The organism is Patiriisocius marinus (assembly GCF_008974325.1).
GTDB lineage: Bacteria > Bacteroidota > Bacteroidia > Flavobacteriales > Flavobacteriaceae > Patiriisocius > Patiriisocius marinus.
This window is the reverse complement of the sequence record NZ_BKCG01000012.1, coordinates 46,269-64,661: the sequence shown is the minus strand read 5'-3', so window position 1 is coordinate 64,661 and position 18,393 is coordinate 46,269. Positions and strand designations below refer to the sequence as shown.

Annotated in this window: 17 protein-coding genes; 5 read left to right on the top strand and 12 right to left on the bottom strand. The window is 33.6% G+C overall.

Translation table 11 applies throughout. The annotated features are described in order from the left end of the window. The first annotated feature begins 516 nt into the window (after positions 1-516). From thrS to rplT, 4 genes are all read left to right on the top strand, one after another. The gene (gene thrS / locus GBH57_RS15380) at positions 517-2,466 is read left to right on the top strand and encodes a threonine--tRNA ligase (protein ID WP_151675388.1); all 1,950 of its coding nucleotides are present in this window, start codon (positions 517-519) and stop codon (positions 2,464-2,466) included. 98 nt (positions 2,467-2,564) lie between these two features. Beyond that, the gene (infC, locus tag GBH57_RS15375; protein WP_262714264.1) at positions 2,565-3,077 is read left to right on the top strand and encodes a translation initiation factor IF-3; all 513 of its coding nucleotides are present in this window, start codon (positions 2,565-2,567) and stop codon (positions 3,075-3,077) included. Between the two features lie 81 nt (positions 3,078-3,158). Next, a complete protein-coding gene (rpmI, locus tag GBH57_RS15370; RefSeq protein WP_068762361.1) occupies positions 3,159-3,356 on the top strand; it encodes a 50S ribosomal protein L35 in 198 nt (65 codons plus the stop codon). Positions 3,357-3,493: 137 nt separating this feature from the next. After that, positions 3,494-3,838 carry a 50S ribosomal protein L20 gene (rplT, locus tag GBH57_RS15365; protein WP_151675386.1) on the top strand — a complete coding sequence of 115 codons (345 nt, stop codon included), beginning with the start codon at positions 3,494-3,496 and terminating at the stop codon, positions 3,836-3,838. A gap of 91 nt (positions 3,839-3,929) precedes the next feature. On the opposite strand, the gene GBH57_RS15360 is transcribed toward rplT, so the two are convergent. Both GBH57_RS15360 and GBH57_RS15355 read right to left on the bottom strand, forming a co-directional pair. Then, positions 3,930-4,430: an outer membrane protein gene (locus GBH57_RS15360; protein ID WP_151675385.1), complete on the bottom strand. Its 501-nt coding sequence runs from the start codon at positions 4,428-4,430 to the stop codon at positions 3,930-3,932. A 298-nt stretch (positions 4,431-4,728) separates the two neighbouring features. Continuing rightward, entirely contained in the window at positions 4,729-6,573 is a 1,845-nt protein-coding gene (locus tag GBH57_RS15355; protein ID WP_151675384.1) for a PLP-dependent aminotransferase family protein, read from the bottom strand. A 360-nt stretch (positions 6,574-6,933) separates the two neighbouring features. On the opposite strand from GBH57_RS15355, the gene GBH57_RS15350 reads away from it, so the two are divergent. Beyond that, complete coding sequence (locus GBH57_RS15350; protein WP_151675383.1) at positions 6,934-7,704, top strand: T9SS type A sorting domain-containing protein; 771 nt, start codon at positions 6,934-6,936, stop codon at positions 7,702-7,704. 117 nt (positions 7,705-7,821) lie between these two features. Here the strand turns inward: GBH57_RS15350 and GBH57_RS15345 are convergent, their stop codons facing one another. The 10 genes from GBH57_RS15345 to GBH57_RS15300 form a co-directional block, all read right to left on the bottom strand. Beyond that, on the bottom strand, positions 7,822-8,121 hold the full coding sequence (locus tag GBH57_RS15345) for an immunity 53 family protein (RefSeq protein WP_151675382.1): 300 nt from the start codon (positions 8,119-8,121) through the stop codon (positions 7,822-7,824). A 152-nt stretch (positions 8,122-8,273) separates the two neighbouring features. After that, entirely contained in the window at positions 8,274-9,017 is a 744-nt protein-coding gene (locus GBH57_RS15340) for a hypothetical protein (RefSeq protein ID WP_151675381.1), read from the bottom strand. A 157-nt stretch (positions 9,018-9,174) separates the two neighbouring features. After that, entirely contained in the window at positions 9,175-9,987 is an 813-nt protein-coding gene (locus tag GBH57_RS15335; protein ID WP_151675380.1) for a hypothetical protein, read from the bottom strand. Between the two features lie 130 nt (positions 9,988-10,117). Then, positions 10,118-11,302, bottom strand: coding sequence for an asparagine synthetase B (locus GBH57_RS15330; RefSeq protein ID WP_151675391.1), 1,185 nt, complete (start codon positions 11,300-11,302; stop codon positions 10,118-10,120). A 312-nt stretch (positions 11,303-11,614) separates the two neighbouring features. Beyond that, on the bottom strand, positions 11,615-13,168 hold the full coding sequence (dnaB, locus tag GBH57_RS15325) for a replicative DNA helicase (protein ID WP_151675379.1): 1,554 nt from the start codon (positions 13,166-13,168) through the stop codon (positions 11,615-11,617). A gap of 165 nt (positions 13,169-13,333) precedes the next feature. After that, positions 13,334-14,287 (bottom strand): acetyl-CoA carboxylase carboxyltransferase subunit alpha, encoded by a 954-nt coding sequence (locus tag GBH57_RS15320; protein WP_151675378.1) that lies wholly within the window; start codon positions 14,285-14,287, stop codon positions 13,334-13,336. 221 nt (positions 14,288-14,508) lie between these two features. Continuing rightward, positions 14,509-15,402 (bottom strand): DMT family transporter, encoded by an 894-nt coding sequence (locus tag GBH57_RS15315; protein WP_151675377.1) that lies wholly within the window; start codon positions 15,400-15,402, stop codon positions 14,509-14,511. Further along, positions 15,389-16,468 (bottom strand): LptF/LptG family permease, encoded by a 1,080-nt coding sequence (locus tag GBH57_RS15310; RefSeq protein ID WP_151675376.1) that lies wholly within the window; start codon positions 16,466-16,468, stop codon positions 15,389-15,391. Before GBH57_RS15310 ends, GBH57_RS15315 begins: the two co-directional genes overlap by 14 nt. 75 nt (positions 16,469-16,543) lie before the next feature. Continuing rightward, positions 16,544-17,674: a tRNA guanosine(34) transglycosylase Tgt gene (tgt, locus tag GBH57_RS15305; RefSeq protein ID WP_151675375.1), complete on the bottom strand. Its 1,131-nt coding sequence runs from the start codon at positions 17,672-17,674 to the stop codon at positions 16,544-16,546. Between the two features lie 123 nt (positions 17,675-17,797). Further along, positions 17,798-18,274: a lipocalin family protein gene (locus GBH57_RS15300; RefSeq protein ID WP_235904728.1), complete on the bottom strand. Its 477-nt coding sequence runs from the start codon at positions 18,272-18,274 to the stop codon at positions 17,798-17,800. Between the last annotated feature and the right edge of the window lie 119 nt (positions 18,275-18,393).

The following is an 18,393-nucleotide window of genomic DNA, read 5'->3' as shown; positions in this document are numbered from 1 at the left end:
TTTCTTAGCGGCTGCAAATATACCACCGTTTATTCTTAGCAACCAAACAATTTCTAAAGAAAATACTATTTAATTTACATCCAAATCCCAACTCACTGATAACCCATTTGTTGGATGTGAAAATAAAATTAGTCCATTTTGACCTTATTATATATACACTTTTTTAATACCGAAAGAGAAACCCTAACAAAACTTGCAAAAAATAGGAATTTGAAGAATAACACTAACAACTTATTGCTTCACTACACAAATAACAATTAACTTTTTAGAATAGAAATAGCCAAGCGTTAGGGATTGAGGCGGCATCCTTTTTTTTTTAAAAAGACTTAATCCTAAATCAATAATTCAATTGAATTAAAAAAAAAAAAGATACAGCCGAAAGCCCGACTTACATCTATATAATGAGGAACGAGTTATTAGATATAAGAAACGCCCTAAGATTATCAAAAGTTTGAACAGCCTCCCCTATTAAATTTCCCAAAACAGTGCTATCTTTGTGACTTAAATTTTGAATATATGATAGCGATTACTTTACCAGATGGTAGTGTAAAAAATATGGAAGCTGGATCAACGCCAATGGACGTTGCGAAAAACATTAGCGAAGGATTTGCGCGTAATGTAATCTCAGCTAGTTACAACGGTGAAACTGTAGAAGTAACCACCCCATTACAAGTTGATGGAGCGCTTTTATTATATACGTGGATGAATGACGAAGGAAAAAAAGCTTTTTGGCACTCTTCTGCACACATACTTGCTCAAGCACTTGAGGAATTATACCCTGGAGTAAAGCTAACAATAGGCCCTGCAATCGACAAAGGTTTTTATTATGATGTTGATTTTGGCGAGCAATCGTTTGTAGAAAAAGATTTAGCTACTGTTGAAAAGAAAATGATAGAGATTGCAAGAGGGAAACACGAGTTTTCAATGCGATCTATGACTAAAAACGAGGCGTTAGATTATTACAAGGAACAAAACAACGAGTATAAAGTTGAACTAATTGAAAACTTAGAAGACGGAACAATTACTTTTTGTGACCACGATAACTTTACTGATTTATGTAGAGGTGGACATATTCCACATACAGGGATAGTAAAAGCTGTAAAACTAATGAGTATTGCTGGTGCATACTGGCGAGGTGACGAAAACAATAAGCAGTTAACTCGTATTTACGGTATCACGTTTCCGAAACAAAAAGAATTGACAGAGTATCTGGCTTTACTTGAAGAGGCAAAAAAGAGAGATCATAGAAAATTAGGAAAAGAGCTTCAATTATATACTTTTTCTCAAAAAGTAGGTCAGGGTTTACCTTTATGGCTACCTAAAGGTGCTGCTTTACGTGAGCGTCTAGAGAACTTTTTGAAGAAAGCTCAGAAAAAAGCCGGTTATGAAATGGTGATTACTCCTCATATTGGGAGTAAAGAACTGTACGTGACTTCTGGTCACTTTGCAAAATATGGTGAAGACAGTTTTCAGGTTATTAAAACTCCTAACGATGGTGAAGAGTTTATGCTTAAACCAATGAACTGCCCTCATCACTGTGAAATATACAACGATAGTCCATGGTCATACAAAGATCTACCTAAGCGTTTCGCTGAATTTGGTACAGTATACCGTTATGAACAAAGTGGTGAATTACACGGTTTGACTCGTGTGAGAGGTTTTACTCAAGATGATGCGCATATTTTTTGCACACCAGATCAACTTGATGCAGAGTTTAAAAATGTAATTGATCTTGTACTATATGTATTTGGTTCGTTAGGATTTGAAAATTTTACTACTCAAGTTTCTGTTCGTGATTTAAGCAAGCCTGAAAAATACATAGGTGATGTTGAAACTTGGGAAAAAGCAGAGGCAGCAATATTAAGTGCTGTAAAAGATAAAGGACTTGACTATGTTGTTGAGTCTGGAGAAGCAGCTTTCTATGGCCCAAAACTAGATTTTATGGTGAAGGATGCTTTGGGAAGAAGCTGGCAGCTAGGTACAATCCAAGTAGATTACAATTTACCTGAGCGTTTTGACTTAACGTACAAAGGAAGTGACAATGAACTTCACAGACCTGTGATGATACACCGTGCTCCTTTTGGTAGTATGGAGCGATTTATTGCTATTTTATTAGAGCACACAGGAGGAAATTTTCCGTTGTGGCTAATGCCTGAGCAGGTTGCAATATTATCATTAAGCGAAAAATATGAGAAATACGCTCAAAAAGTTTTAAATTTGCTCGAAAATAACGAAATTCGCGCCCTTGTCGACAATAGAAATGAGACTATAGGCAAGAAGATTCGTGAAGCCGAAATGAACAAATACCCGTATATGTTGATTTTAGGCGAACAAGAAGCTAATGACGGCACAGTTTCTGTAAGGAAACATAGTGAAGGTGATTTAGGCTCAATGAGTGTAGAAGCCTTTGCAGCGATTATTAATGACGCTGTCAAAAATGAAATTAAAGAATTTGATGTGGTGTAATACCACAACTTAATATTAACATTTCCAGATTAACGGAAATACTAAATGATATAGCCATAGCAATACGTAGAAAAAGAAGCAGGGGTCCAGCAAGGATCATTAAAGAAGACCAACACAGAATCAATCGAAAAATTCGTGCTGAGGAAGTTCGTCTTGTAGGAGAGAATGTGGAAGTTGGTGTTTATCCAACCAGAAAGGCATTAGCAATTGCTGAAGAGCAAGAGTTGGATCTTGTGGAAATTTCTCCTAACGCCAAACCACCGGTTTGTAAGGTTATGGATTATAAGAAATTTGTCTACGAGCAGAAGAAACGCGAGAAGGTAATGAAATCCAAGGCTACGAAAGTAATCATCAAAGAGATTAGGTTTGGTCCTAACACTGATGATCACGATTATGAGTTTAAGAAAAAACACGCTGAAAAGTTCCTTAAGGACGGAGCTAAGTTAAAAGCATATGTTTTCTTTAAAGGACGTTCAATTATCTATAAAGATCAAGGAGAAATCTTGTTGCTAAAATTAGCACAGGAACTTGAGGATCTAGGTAAAGTAGAACAAATGCCTAAGTTAGAAGGAAAGCGAATGATTATGTTCATCGCACCTAAGAAAAAATAAAAAGAGGTCCGTATTATATAGATAAGGGCTCTAAAAATATTCCGCTTGCGGAACTTGTGAAATAGTAATAAATAAAAAATCATGCCTAAACAAAAGACAAAATCTAGTGCTAAAAAGCGTTTTAAGCTAACAGGTACTGGAAAGATTAAAAGAAAGCATGCGTTTAAAAGCCACATCTTAACAAAGAAGTCTAAAAAACGTAAGCTTAAATTAACTCACGACGGTTTGGTACACCAAGCTGACGAGAGTAATGTGAAACAAATGCTTCGAATGAAGTAATTGTTCACCCGGTTAAAACAAATTTTTAAACCCTGGAGTTAGGCCACAAAGTAAAGATTGACAATTGTTAATTTTTAAATTTTGAATTCAAAGAGTCTTTAAATAATAGACCGCCTGCTACAAAAAACAATTAAATTATGCCAAGATCAGTAAACAGTGTTGCTAAAAGAGCACGTAGAAAAAAAGTATTAAAGCAAGCCAAAGGTTACTTTGGAAGAAGAAAGAATGTATGGACAGTTGCTAAAAATGCAGTAGACAAAGCTATGTCTTACTCATATAGAGACCGTCGTGCAAAGAAAAGAACGTTTAGAGCATTGTGGATTACTCGTATCAATGCTGGTGCGCGTCAACACGGAATGTCTTACTCTCAGTTTATGGGAGGGATGAAGAAATCAGGAATCGAATTGAACCGTAAAGTTCTTGCAGATCTTGCAATGAATCATCCTGAGGCTTTTGAAGCTATCGTAAATAAAGTAAAATAAGACATTTAGTTTAACACTATTATTTCACAAGAAAACCCCCGATCAAAATGATCGGGGGTTTTTTAGTACAATAAATTTAATAACACAATATTTAGAACTGATATCGAGCGCTAATTGCGATATCTAAATCTAAGTCATCTCTGTAATCACCAAAACCAAATTCTGGTCGAACATCTAGAGATAGTAATAACGGGAAATCAAAATTATATTCAATACCTGCTACTCCGGCAACGAAAGCGAATGTTTCATCTTCATCCTCAAACCTGTCATTTTCAAATATTCCATCCTTTCCATTAACTTGCCCTACTCCTGCTCCGGGACCTGCATACCAATTGAAACCTCCATCAATATTCCAAACCCACTCATAAAGTCCTACTAGTTTAAAAGCTTCGTAATTATCGTTATCACGAATACCTAAACCAAACTCTAATCGATTATTATTTGAACCTATTGCTCTCTGGTAATTAGCTTCTACCCCAAATCCATCACTATCTCCCAAACGAACTCCAATTGCATTTTTTGAAATCTCTTGTGCTGAAACTACTGAGCCTATTAATAATGCTACTAATACTAAAATTGAATTCTTTTTCATTGCTTTAGTTTTTATGTTATGTGCCAAAACTATTCAATAAAAAGTATATTCCATGTTAACAATATTCTAAGGCATCATAAACTTTTGCTAATATAATTTAGATATAAAGTCTAATATTTTCAAACATATCGTCACGTATTACAATTGTACATCTTCTATAAAAACGGACGTTAACAAATACATTAATCAAGCTTTATTATAGAAGAACTAAAGTGATTTCCACTTAATATTTCTTATGTAGAAAACTTAAATTCAAAAAAAAACATAAAAAAAGGAGGCTTAAAAGCCTCCTTTTTGATTATATACTCTCAACAAAATCTAAGAATACTTTTTTGTGTAATTCGAGATTGAGATTAGGGGAAAGTGAAGCTCGAACGATATAATCCTTATCACCTTCTTTAGTTGTACCTTGAGTTGAAGTTGCAGGGATCGTCCAATAACAGCCTTTTAATTGACCATAACTCACACAGAATTTACTCTCATTAGGAATTTCAGTTATCATTAAATTAATCAATTTCAAATTTAACGCTCGTTTATAGGTTTCTTTTTCTGCATCAGTTGAACCTTTTGTAGGTAGATCTAATGAAAAAACAGACGGTGTAAAACCTTGAGAAGCTAATTCTTCGGAAACAAAATTAATCTTAGCAGTAGGTAACTTATCTTGAATGAACGTTACAAACTCTCTAGTATTTCTATAAGCATCTTTAATTCGTTGGTTCATTGACGGAAGCTGTTTTGCTAATATTTCATATTGAAAATCAGTTGCTTCATTGTCACATAAACTAAGGTGTAATGCTATTTTAGTCATTAGTGCTTCGGTGTTATTGTTACCTACACAATATCCTGCTGTACATTTTCCACCACTAGGAAATTTAGACCCACTTGCATATGAAATTGTTCTGACGGTAGAAAGTATTTCTCCTTCACCTAAAAAAAGAACATTAGGGCAAAATGTTTGATCTAATATAAAAACTGGATCAATTGCAATTTCACCAATACTTGTTTTACGCTGCTTACTTAACACTGCTTTTAATTGTTCTAAATCTGGAACTTCAACTCTTGGATTTGTGGGGATTTCAGCTATTATATAAGGTATAGCATCTTCAGCAGCAATTTTAGTTAAAACCGCATCAATACTTTTAACCATATCATTATCACCATCCACTGGCAAATCAACTATTTCAACATTATCGATACAAGCAGCAACTCGTCTTGCTTGATCATTTGTACCACCATAACAATTAGGTGGAACAATAAATTTAATAGCTTTTCCCTTATGCATTTCTAAGGCATCGTGAACTAAGCCCATCATAATTGCATATTGAACAGACAATCCGCTAGATCCAACAAGAGGTTTTGCAGTTGTACCTGTAACTTCTTTAATAGAAGAAATTACGCTAGCTTTATCTTCCACAACTGAACTTTGTCTTTCTGGTATTACAGCCTGTTCTACTAATGATTTTAATGCCACCACAGAGTTAACAGGTGTCATTGCGATAGTTTCTCTTCTTCTTACATGTTGAATATCTGAAACATAATGTCCATTATCTTTTCCATTTATGACTAGGACACTTCCTAAGTGGGAATGTAAATTCACAAAAAAGTCTACATTTATATTTAAATCCATTGTTCCTATGGTACTCTGTTCAGATATATAAATAGTGCTTCCGTCAAATTCTGAAATGTCACTTAAACTTTCAACGCTATTCAACTCAAAATTATAACCATAGATATTTTTAACAAGTTCAGCATCAAAAAACTCAGGTAAAGAGCCCTTATAGACTATTTGAGTATTTCGGTTTTCTAATAAATTTTTTCTCAAAACTGATAAAACTGGTACTGTTTGAGATGAAAAGCTAATTACGTTGTCAGGGTTTAGATTGTTTAAATGTGCAATACCCCATTCTAAAACACAAGATAATGGATGACCTAATCTAATATAATCGTAAGCAGTAGGTAATTCATTTAATGTAGAAGTGTCATAAATATTATCATTATATAATTTTTCAAACTGATCTAAAAATTGGGTTTTAGCTAACTTTTCTTCATAAATATCTAGTCGATGCGTTGTTATACTTAACCAACCTGACGGCATATTATTTAAGACCTCTTTAATATAATTGAGCATTTTATTGTCTTGCATGTTTTATCCTTTTTTATAGACTACAAAGATACAGTAATTTGATTTTCTCTTTGTCTTTAAACCATGTATCAGCTTCCAAGTAATCAGTTAAACTTTTCAAAAAATTACAGATTTATACGTTGCTCAAAGTCTATAAATCAGGCTAAAAATGATTTCTATAATAAAAAAATCCGTAAAAATTTACTTGTGTTTCGCTAACAACAAACACTTAATCTTTTATTTAATACGTTCGTCGTAAACCTAGGGTAGAGTTGGCTTCATTGCCCTTTTTACTTGTTTATTTTACCTAATTTTGCAGTATAAGTGATAGAAAACCATTAAAATTAATTGGTCATTTATCACTAAAATAAAACTATTATAATGATTAAATATTACTCAAAACTTTTACTAATACTTGTAAGCATTTTAACTATTAACAGTTACGCTCAATCAGTTTCATTACCGCAAGCTTCAATATCTGTCACTCCACTTGGAACAGTTGAAAATAACGGCACAGCTATAGCTGAATTTATTTTTGTTGAGTCGTCTGGTGTTGATGTCCAAAGTACATCATTTGACCAACCTAATGTTTCTATAAATGTTGACTTTTTATATATTGAATTAGCTGATGCTGATATTAGCCAGATTACTGGTACTCTTTTAGATTACTTTGCACCTGTTTATGATGCCACGAACAATATGCTTAGGTTTGATCAAACTGCAGTTATTCCTGGAGATTGGTTTGGATATGTAAACTTTCCAATTGATGTAACTCAAAATTCGACACAAGACGAATCATTTAATGGTTTCAATGCAAATATCGCAGCTGTTGATGCTGGTACTGATGCATCAGGAAATGCATCAATATTCACTTATACGGATGAAGACATTTTATTTACTGAAGATATTGAGCCATTAGTTTTCAATGTATCTCCAAACCCAACTACTGGAATTTTCAATATTAACCTTGAGAACAGCAACGATACACAAGTTGAGCTTTTTGATATATTAGGAAAACTAATTATCTCTAAAGACTATTACAACGTAGATTCAATTGAATTAAATATCGATTATTTATCTTCAGCTGTATATGTACTAAAAGTAACTTCAGATAATGGAGCAACCAATACAGTAAAAGTGATTAAAGAATAACTAACAACTACTTAGCTATCTCCTAAGAATTTAAGGATAACTAATAGCTATAAGAAAGCCCTTTAAATAGTATTTAGAGGGCTTTTGATTTTAATAAATAAACACTGTTTTAGAAAATTAAACGTTTTCAATTTTCTCAATCATCTCTTTAAATAAACCCAATAGAAAAATTAGTTTTCCAGAATCTCCAGCTGCGAAAAATTTTTGATCTTCAATTTTCACACCGTACCAATCCTGTTTACTATTTTCATTTAGAATCCAGCTTAGATTCATATTAGCCACTGATGTGTTTGATATATCTATCTCAACCTCCCAACCAGGATTATCTATTGTGATTATCTGAATACCTCCACCGTGTTCCCATTCTCCATTACAATTAGCTTTAAACCAGTTTTGTATCCACTCTAATATTTCCATTCACTATTTTTATTAATATTATTAAACGTTATTATTTTATTTTTTCTTCTCAATAAGCCAAATTTAAAAATTTGTCGAGCTCGAAAAGAACTGTAAAAATTGGGTTAAGCACCAATTTCCCTATAGTTTTTATACGGTGTTAGCAATAGTTTTTATTCAATTCTGCCATACCAAACTAATTCATCTTTCCAGTTAGTTTTATTGTAATCAACTTTTTCGTTAGTATAAACTCTAAAAATTTTACTAAAATTTGTTTGTTTTAAAATATTCCGAACTGAATCTAATTCAGATGTTTTAATTTTTTTATCTGCGATTAAATTAAAATGTAAGTTGGGTTGTATTCCTTGTTCTGTACTCGCCATATATTCGTACGCAAAATACTTTATATCGGTCAAATCTAAATTTCTGTCATCATCAGATTTTGCAATTAATTTATCTTTATTATATCCAACATAAATATTTAGTCCTACTGATGAATCTGGCTCTTTTACTAAATCCTGTTCTGTTGGTAATTCAATTGTCAGATAATTCCGTTTGAGTTGATAGTCAAATGCGTTTTTAATTCTTAAAATTGCTGGACCAAAAAAGCTATCTGTTTCTCGCTTAATAAATAGTGTATCACGATTTGTGCTTAATCTGTAATCAAATGATTTTGTTTTAAGCGCGAAACTATCAAGTCCTTTAATTGGTTCAAGATAGAGTTTCGATTTGTCAATATTCCATTCATTTATATAACTCATTCCCCATTCGTTTACAATCAACGAATCTTTGTAAAACTCAAATTCATTAAGACCATTTGGCACACTCCAATTCCCAATAAGTTTATCCTTTTCAGAGTTAGATGAGCAAGAACTTAAAATAATAATCAGTATTAATGTTCTATAAATGGGTTTCATTAATTTATTGCTAACGGTTTTGTGTATGATTAGTTGCGATGTTAAGCAACTAATTTAGCAAATAAATCACAGATAGAATATTCCGCAGGAATGTTCGTAAGTCGGCAGTGAACCAAGCAATTGATTATACACGTTGTTGCCTGCAGTAATTTATTCCTTAATTTTTCTCTGTAGTTATAATTTCATAATCGTATTCTTTCCCACAGGGACAATCTTCTAATAAATTAGGTTCATAGAAATTTATTAAGTTTCTAACTGCATATATAGCTTTTTCATATTCAAAATTTATTAATTTCCTATATAATGATTTGTATTTGGTATTAGAAATGTCAGAATTTGGGGTAAGGTGAATAATCTGATTTCTAAGTTCAATCACTTGTCTGACTTTTAAATTATCTCTCTTAGATTTTGTTCTAAACCTTTTTTCATAAACTTTTGGAAGTAAGGTATCCAATTTATGGGTTATAGAAGGCTCAAATATATCGCCGTTTTTATCAATGCATTCGTCTAATACACTTTTTGGAATCCTTCTATTTGCAAAACATTCAACAGATGATTGAAGATTTATTATACAATTTGAAGCATACTGAAAAAACTCCCCAAAAACCTTTAAGTCAATTGGTTTGTCTATTTTTTTTAAAGTAGGGGATTTTTCAAAGAGTTTTACCTTAGCAAACAATAAATTTCTATGAAACATTGTTGCATTTGAATATAAAATTGTGGTTGGATTTATTTCAGGAATTATGTATTTGACTCTATCGTGTAAGAAATCGAAACAAAAAATTAAAGAATCATCAAATTCCAATAGCAAGTCCTGACTGAACTCGTCTGATAGCTTTTTTGTTTTTAAATATTCTTTTGCTACAGTTTTGCTTTTCTCAGGAACCTCAATGTTTTTTAACGAGTCAGATAAATTGAAATTTTTCTTAATCTTTTTTGTCGGTTTTAAAACGATATGGCTTTTGCCCATATTATCTAAATGTTTTTTTTAATGCTGGCAACTAGTTATATAATACTCGTTATCATGGATATACTGTAAAACAAACAGGGTCCTATTGATTAGTTGTCATGGATATCCTGCAAGGTGTATTAGTTAACAATCACGTTTTCTGCTTCTTTTTCTTAGCAGCTGGAAATAACACGTTGTTTAATATTAAACGGTATCCTGGAGAGTTAGGGTGTAGTGCAAGTTCTGTTTTTGCATCTCCTACTCTGTGCTGGTAGTCTTCTGGATCATGCCCTCCGTAAAAGGTAAAAAAACCTTTTCCCTTAATACCATGTATATAACGAGCTTCGCCACTTGCTTTATGCTCTCCCATTACAAGCACATTACTTTTTACTGTTGCGCGCTCATAACTTGTAGTTTGCCCCATAAAACCTTTTACTAATGATGTATGGTTTTGAACCAACATACACGGAATTGGATCCCATTTAGCGCTATAATCCATTAATGAAAAGTAGTCGGTAATTTTATTCACTTTACGTTTAGTTGTCATATCAATTGATGAAAACTCGTACACCATTGGATTGCGTTCCAATGTAAAATCTTTAAAAGCAAAAGTTTTTTTGTCGTCAATTTTATTTTGGTAGTTAGCCTCACTTGGATCGCCATCAAACATAGGTTCGCAAATATCAACCCCTTCAGCAGCAAGTGCTATGTCAAAACTATCTGTAGCACTACACATAGCAAACATAAACCCTCCTCCTACTACATAATCTCGTATTTTTAAAGCCACATCTCGTTTTTCTTCGGAAACTTTATCATAACCAAGTTTGGCTGCCAATGCTTCACTTTTTTTCTTCTCTTCAATATACCAAGGTGCAGATCGATAAGCTCTATAAAATTTACCATACTGCCCTGTAAAATCTTCGTGATGCAAGTGTAACCAATCATACAATAATAACTCATCCCCCAGTACTTCTTCATCATAAATAGTTGTGTAAGGTATTTCGGCATACGTTAATACCATAGTAACTGCATCATCCCATGGCTGATTTCCTTTTGGGGAGTACACTGCAATTTTAGGTGCTTTCTCTAAAACTACCGCTTCCATATTTTGAGAAGGGCTGCTAATATCTAATAACAGTGCTTCCGTTTTTGAATCACTTAAAATTTCAAAAGAAACACCTCTAATCTGGCATTCTTTTCTAATTTCTTCAGTATCTGGAAGTAAAAATGAACCACCTCTATAGTTAAGTAGCCACTTTGCTTTCACATCTTTATCTAAAGTCCAGTACGTAATACCGTATGCTTTTAGATGTTCTTTTTGACCTTCAAGGTCCATTGGTATAAGTATATATGAAGCTGATGCCGTAAAGGACATAAGCATCAATAGTACGCAACTAATAAATTTTGTCATAATCTAAAAATAAAGATTCTAGTTCTAATTGTCCCGTAGATTTGGGATTTATTATAGACAATATTCACGCCAAAAATCAAATGAGATTCTACACTAAAATTAAAATAAAATAGGTCTGATTAACAACTTAACAAAGTTATCCAATCTGACCTATTAATTAGTTTAGGTTTCAATATTTAAACTATTATAGTGTAATAACCATAGTAGTTAAACAGCTACTTTTTAAGTTCGTTATAATTAAAACGGAACCTCATCATCACCGCCTCCAAGTCCTGGAGTATCAAAAGGAGTTCCAAAGGCATCTTGAGCAGATGGAAAATTATCTGGTTTAAAGGTATCGTCATTAGCAGCAGCATTCATACTTGATGCAATTTCATTTGTAAATGGAAAAGATTCTAGGTTTTCAAACTTACCTAAATGTCCTACAAATCGAAGTCTAATTTCGTCCAGTCCACCATTACGGTGTTTGGCTACAATAAATTCACCTTGTCCTTCTGTAGGAGAATGTTCATCATCATCCCACTCATCAATTTTATAATATTCTGGTCTGTAAATAAACGATACAATATCTGCATCTTGCTCAATTGCTCCAGATTCACGAAGATCACTTAGTAATGGACGTTTAGATCCACCTCTGGTTTCCACAGCACGTGATAACTGAGACAGTGCTATAACAGGAACATTTAATTCCTTAGCGAGTGCTTTAAGGTTACGCGAAATTGTTGAAATTTCTTGTTCACGATTTCCACCACCTTTTGTTCCACCAGCAGTCATTAACTGCAAGTAGTCAATCATTATAATTTTAATACCATGTTGAGAAGCTAGTCTACGAGCTTTTGCACGTAAATCGAAAATAGAAAGTGAAGGTGTATCATCAATAAATAAAGGTGCTTTTTCAAGTCCTTTCACTTTAACGTTTAACTGTTCCCATTCGTGTTGTTCTAAGTTTCCGGTACGTAACTTTTCCGAAGAAAGACCCGTTTCCGAAGAGATTAAACGAGTAATTAACTGTACTGAAGACATCTCACAGGAGAAAAACGCTACCGGTACATTGTGTTCTACTGCCATATTACGAGCCATTGACAGTGTCAAAGCCGTCTTTCCCATACCAGGACGAGCTGCAATAATAATTAAATCGGATGGTTGCCATCCCGAAGTAAGTTTATCAACTTCGGTAAAACCGGATGGTATACCAGAAAGTCCTTCTTTATTGGCAATATCCTGAATACGTTCTTTTGCTTGACGTACTAAATCACTAGCAGTCTCACTTGATCGTTTTAAGTTTCCTTGAGTTACATCATACAGTTTACTTTCCGCTTGATCTAATAGGTCAAAAACATCAGTAGTTTCATCGTAGGAGTCTTCAATAATCTCACTAGATATTTTAATTAAACTACGCTGAATATATTTCTGTAAAATTATTCGAGCGTGAAACTCAATGTGCGCAGACGATGATACTTTTTGAGTTAACTGGACCAAGTAAAACTCACCTCCTGCAACCTCTAATTGCTGAGCCTTTTTTAATTGTTGCGAAACAGTTAATAAGTCAATAGGTTGACTTTCATGAAATAGCGTATTAATGGCGTCAAATATGTGCTGGTGTGCTACTTTGTAGAAAGCATCGGTACTTAAAATATCGATAACCTCATCGACACCTTTTTTATCAATCATCATTGCACCTAACACAACCTCCTCTAACTCAACAGCTTGCGGCGGTATTTTTCCTTTTTCAAGGTTAATTACCGGCGTAGCGCGCTTTTTAAAAGATGTTTGAGGCTTAAGGTTTTCCATAGAGCGAATGTAAAGAAATTGTTAACTGAGACGTTAAAATTTAGTTAATCGATGTTCACCGTTCATGAACAATCGACCTGTTAATAAGTTAATATTTTTGTTAATAACCACAAAAAAACCCGAAGTCAAAACTTCAGGTTTTTTAAACTGTTAGTATGACCAAAGTTAGCCTTTGTAGACTCCCATATTAAAATATTTTTCCATTCGACTTTCAACAAGATCTTTTGGTGATAAGTCTTTTAATGTAGCATATTCTTTTTCAATTGCAGTTGCGACTGTGGTGAATGTTTTTTCACGATTAGCGTGTGCTCCTCCTATTGGTTCTTTTACAATTAAATCGATAAGCTTTTGCTTTTTCATATCGGTTGCTGTCAACTTCAATGCATCTGCCGCTTGTTCTTTAAACTCCCAGCTTCTCCATAATATAGACGAACAACTTTCTGGAGAAATTACTGAGTACCATGTGTTTTCTAACATTAGTACGCGGTCACCAACACCTATTCCTAAGGCTCCACCACTTGCCCCCTCACCTATAATCACTACAATTATTGGCACTTTAAGTCGTGTCATTTCAAGGATGTTTCTTGCAATAGCTTCTCCTTGTCCGCGTTCTTCAGCTTCAATCCCAGGAAATGCACCAGGGGTATCAATTAAACATACAACAGGTACATTAAATTTTTCGGCAGATTTCATTAAGCGTAATGCTTTACGGTATCCTTCAGGGTTTGCCATCCCAAAGTTTCTGTACTGTCGTGTTTTAGTATTGTACCCTTTTTGTTGACCTACAAACATATAGCTTTGGTCACCAATTTTCCCTAAACCACCTACCATTGCTTTATCATCTTTAAACCCACGGTCTCCGTGAAGTTCTAAAAATGAGTCACCACAAATGGCATTAATATAGTCCATAGTGTATGGACGATTAGGGTGCCTAGATAACTGAACTCGTTGCCAAGGCGTCAAGTTTTTATAGATATCTTTTTTAGTATCGGATAGTTTTTTCTCTATTTGTTTACAAGTATTGGAAACATCAACATCGCTCTCTTCTCCAATAGCGCAAGCCTTTTCGTATTGCTCTTGTAATTCTTTAATTGGTAATTCAAAATCAAGGTACTCCATAGTCTTTTTGAGATATTTAGTCTTGGGTCTAACTGCAAATATAAAATATTGTTTCAAGCAATTCGACTCTTGCGATTTTTTTCTTAACAATCGTTAGTTAGTTTCTCTCTTCGGAAATTATAACGCGTTAGTAATTGTGCTTTTAAATGAATAATTATTAAAATTATTTTTTTTTAGAACATAAACGAATCAACCCACAATTCATTTCAATTGAATAGTAATTATAAGATAGCTTTGCTTCTTCCTAAGCTGTTTTTTACAATTCCATTTGCTACAACTGTTACTATTATTAATGCTGCTCCATAATAAAATTGTGGACTCATATACTCATCATCACCTAATATCAATAATGCGAGAATGATACCGTACACTGGTTCCATATTAATAGTAAGCATTACGGTATATGGTGAAATCCATTTCATTACATGTACTGATGCAATAAACGCATAGGCAGTGCACGCTGATGCTAATATAAAAAGGTAAATTAAATCGTTTTGAGACAGCACAAAGAATTCCGCTGTAAAATTTCCGTTTAAAATTAAATAGCCTGTAATGAATAGTACACCAAAGCCTAATTCATAAAGCGAAATAACTGAAGCTTTATATTTAACCGCAAATTTCCCATTAATTACAGAAAATAAAGCTCCTAAAAATGATGCAGATAATGCTAGTAATATACCAGTAAAATAATCGCCTTCAACATTGAATATAATCGCTAGTCCAGCTACTACAATTAAACCGAACATTACTTCGTACCAGATTACTTTACGTCTATAAAAAATAGGTTCTAAAATGGATGTAAACAAAGCTCCCGTTGACATTATTGCTAACGTCACTGAAACATTTGAAGCTTTAATTGCTCCAAAAAACGCTAACCAATGCAAGGCTATAACAATTCCTGCAATACAGAAACCACCTATAGTTTTCCAAGTAAATTTAAGCGATTCCTTACGGTATAAAACCCATAAAAAGATAAGTGATGTAGCCATTAACATGCGATACCAAACTAAGGGTATTGCCTCAATTGAAATGAGCGCACCCAGTACTGCTGTAAATCCCCAAATAAAAACTATAAAATGAAGATGTAAGTAATTGAGTAGTTTATCGTTTTGCATTGCGTAATAGATATATTGCCAAAATAGCAAATACAATATTAGGTGCCCACGTTGCAACAAATGGTGAAAAATCACTTTGCTCAGCAAGGGTCCCAAAAATTTTATCGAAGAAAATAAATACCATCCCAATGGCAATACCTATGGCAAGATTAACACCCATACCTCCTCTTCGTTTTATCGAAGAAACTGCTACAGCAATAATGGTCAATATATACGCTGAAACTGGCAAACTCCATCGTTTATAACGTACAACTTCATATCTATTAATTAAGTTAGACCCTTTGTCTTTTTCTCTTGCAATAAACTTATTAAGCTCTGGGAGGTTTAACGTTTCAGCTATATATTTTACCGGAGTAAGATCATCAAGGTCAAAACTAAAAACTGTATCTAATTTTTGTTGACTCTCAATAATATCATTATTCTCCCCAATTATTCGCTTTTTATATTGAAACAATGAATAGGTACTATCCTCAACATTATATTTAATTCGGTTAGCTGAAAGCTTGTATTTTAATTTCTGATCTTCAAAATGTTCTAAAGTAAAGTTACTTCCTGACTTTTCTGTTACATTAAAGTAGCTTACGTAGATGTAATCATTTTCATTAATCTGCCTATAAACATTGGCTTTCTCCCTATCCTGTTTTCCTTTTTTAAGGTATTTAAAAGAGAATTCATTAAAACCTAAACTAGCCATTGGAGCTAAGTACATTCCTAAGAAAAATGCTCCAACACAAACTATTGTTGCACCTATCATATAAGGACGGAGAAATCTATAATACGAAACTCCACTACTTAAAAAAGCAATAATCTCTGTGTTATTAGCCAGCTTAGACGTAAACCAAATTACCGACAAAAATAAAAACAGAGGAAACAACAGGTTTGCAAAATAGACGGTGAAATCTAAATAATACTTCACCACTTCGAAGAAAGGCACTTCGTTTGACAGAATTTTATCAATCTTCTCAGCCAAATTCACTGTAATCCCAATAGGAATAAAAAGCAATAATAGAAGCACAAAGGTCCCTAAGTATCGTTTTAATATGTATTTATCAAGAATGCTTAACAAGGCGGCTTATAGTTTGTGATTTGTTGAAACTTGAGTTTTAATCAAGCTTGATTTTCTAAATTCTATAGAATTCAATTAAAGACGTTTGTCCATCTGCTTAACCATCATATTCTTCCACGGTGTGTAATCTCCCGCTAAGATATGTTTTCTAGCTTCACGAACCAACCAAAGGTAAAACCCTAAATTATGAATGGTTGCTATTTGGCGTCCTAACATTTCATTTACTGTAAATAAATGACGTAAGTATGCTTTACTGTATTCTGTATCAACCCAAGTGATTGCCATTTCATCAATTGCTGAAAAATCAGCTTCCCACTTCTTGTTTTTTATATTAATTGTACCGTGCGCTGTAAACAACATTCCGTTTCTACCGTTACGAGTAGGCATAACACAGTCAAACATATCAATACCTAAAGCAATATTTTCTAAAAGGTTAATAGGCGTACCTACTCCCATTAAATAACGTGGCTTATCTTTAGGTAGTATAGCCGTAACGACTTCTGTCATTGCGTACATTTCTTCAGCAGGTTCCCCAACTGACAATCCACCTATAGCGTTCCCCTCTGCTCCTACACCAGCGATGTATTCAGCAGATTGTTTTCTTAAATCTTTATAGGTACTCCCTTGCACAATTGGAAAAAATGTTTGGCTGTAATCATATTTAAACGGCACTTTGTCAAGATGCGTTAAGCAACGCTCTAGCCATCTATGGGTCATATGCATAGAACGTTTTGCGTAATTATAATCACAAGGGTATGGTGTACATTCATCAAAAGCCATAATAATATCAGCTCCAATACTACGCTGTATTTCCATTACATTCTCAGGTGTGAATGTATGGTAGCTTCCATCAATGTGTGACTTAAACTTTACACCTTCTTCTTTAATTTTTCGATTAGCCGAAAGTGAATAAACTTGGTACCCTCCACTATCGGTTAAAATATTTCGGTCCCAATTCATGAACTTGTGCAAACCACCAGCTTTCTCGAGGATGTTAGTTCCTGGACGTAAGTATAAATGATAGGTGTTTCCTAGAATAATATCAGGATTAATTTCGTCACGAAGTTCTTTTTGATGTACCCCTTTTACAGTACCCACAGTACCTACGGGCATAAAAATAGGAGTTTCAATAGTACCGTGGTCTAATGTTATTGTTCCTGCTCTTGCCTGTCCGGCTATGTCTGTTGCTTCTAGTTTAAAATCCATTGTCAATATTAAGTGGCTGCAAAGATACCGTTTCAATAAACCTTTTAGAAGTGTAAAATGAATAAAAAAAGCCTTTAGTTAAAATTACTAAAGGCATGAGTACTACAAAAGGAGTAAAACCCCTTAATTACGTTCAAAAGTTAGCAGATCAGTTCCTCCATTGCCGCCACTAACATCAATTAATTCTATTTTAGTTACACTAACCGAAACGAAATCCCAATCATCATTCAAATCTTCAAAATCATCAGATTCAGATACAGTAAATAAAAGTAGAAAATCATCATCACTAGAACTATTACCATCATCATCACTTGAGCTATTGCTACTATCATCAGTAACAGACCAAGTTCCACTCACAGTTCTAATATCATTGGAAGCATTTACAGTTCCGTTATCGTTAAATGTGAATGTATAACTAGAAAAATCTGAAGTCTCATCGTCACCTGAGTCTATAAATTTAGTCACACGCCAAGTACCATCTTGAGCTATCTGTGTTGTTTGCGCCGCACTATTAGAATTGTTTGCATTACCATCATCATCACTTCCACAACTCAATAATAATGAGCTCAATAACAAAAAAAATATCATTTTAGGTTTCATAACTACTGTATTTAAAATTAGACACTAAAATAACGATATTTTATGCTAATTATTTTATCTATAAATTTTTAAATCAAATATTATAATAGGTTATTTCAAACCTTAACTTAAACACTTCT